The organism is Geodermatophilus sp. SYSU D01186 (assembly GCF_054050215.1).
In genome coordinates, this window is record NZ_JBJGYW010000078.1 from 1 (window position 1) to 976 (window position 976).

Annotated in this window: 1 protein-coding gene; it reads left to right on the top strand. The window is 70.9% G+C overall.

The features are described from left to right. Positions 1–58: 58 nt before the first annotated feature. Positions 59–952 (top strand): IS982 family transposase, encoded by an 894-nt coding sequence (locus ACI784_RS25230; RefSeq protein ID WP_457015337.1) that lies wholly within the window; start codon positions 59–61, stop codon positions 950–952. The last annotated feature ends 24 nt before the right edge of the window (positions 953–976 follow it).

The window sequence follows — 976 nt, forward strand, 5'->3', positions numbered from 1 at the left end:
AGCGCCGCAGGGCCGAAGGACGGTGTAGGCGCGGGCGGAGGGTGTTCAGGCTCGGGTTGTGAGGACCGACCTAAACACCCTCCTGACCGCACTGTATGTCTGGATCGACGACCATCGGGGCGGTCGCGTGCGCGCCGGACGCCGGCCGCGGCTGACCGACTCCGAACTGCTGACCCTGGCCGTGGCCCAGGTGCTGCTCGGCGTTCGATCGGAGACTCGCTGGCTGCGCCTGGTGCCCGAGGCGTTGCCCGGAGCATTTCCCTATCTGCCCGGCCAGTCCGGCTACAACAAGCGGCTGCGCGGGGCGCTGCCCCTGCTCAAGCGGGTCATTCGGGAGCTGGCCGCAGACACCGATCTGTGGACCGATCCGGTCTGGCTGGTCGACTCCACCCCGGTCGAGTGTGCCCGCTCCCGTCCGGCGGCGTTGCGCTCGCAGCTGGCCGGGATCGCCGGCTACGGCTGGTGCCGCTCGCACTCCCGCTGGTTTTGGGGGCTGCGGCTGCATCTGGTGTGCACCCCGGCCGGGCTGCCGATCACCTGGGCGCTGGCCCCGCCCGGCATCGACGAGCGCCAGGTGCTCATGGCCATGCTCGACCACGACCAGCCGCTGCTGACCCAGCGGCCGGGGCTGCTGCTGCTCGCCGACAAGGGCTACATCTCCGCCGAACTCGACGACTATCTGCACGCTCGGGGCGCCGACCTGCTCCGCCCCTCCTACCGCAACCGTGCGCCCCGCCCCGGCCAGGCGCTGCTGGCCCCGATCCGCCAGCTCATCGAGTCGGTCTACGACACCCTCAAAGGCCAGCTCGACCTGGAACTGCACGGCGGGCGCAGCCTCACCGGCGTGGCCACCCGAGTCGCCCAGCGGATCCTGGCGCTCACCGCCGCCATCTGGCACAACCGAGCCACCGCCCAGCCGATCACCCGGTCACTGATCGCCTACGACCACTGACCGGCTTCGGACTTACTCGTCTAG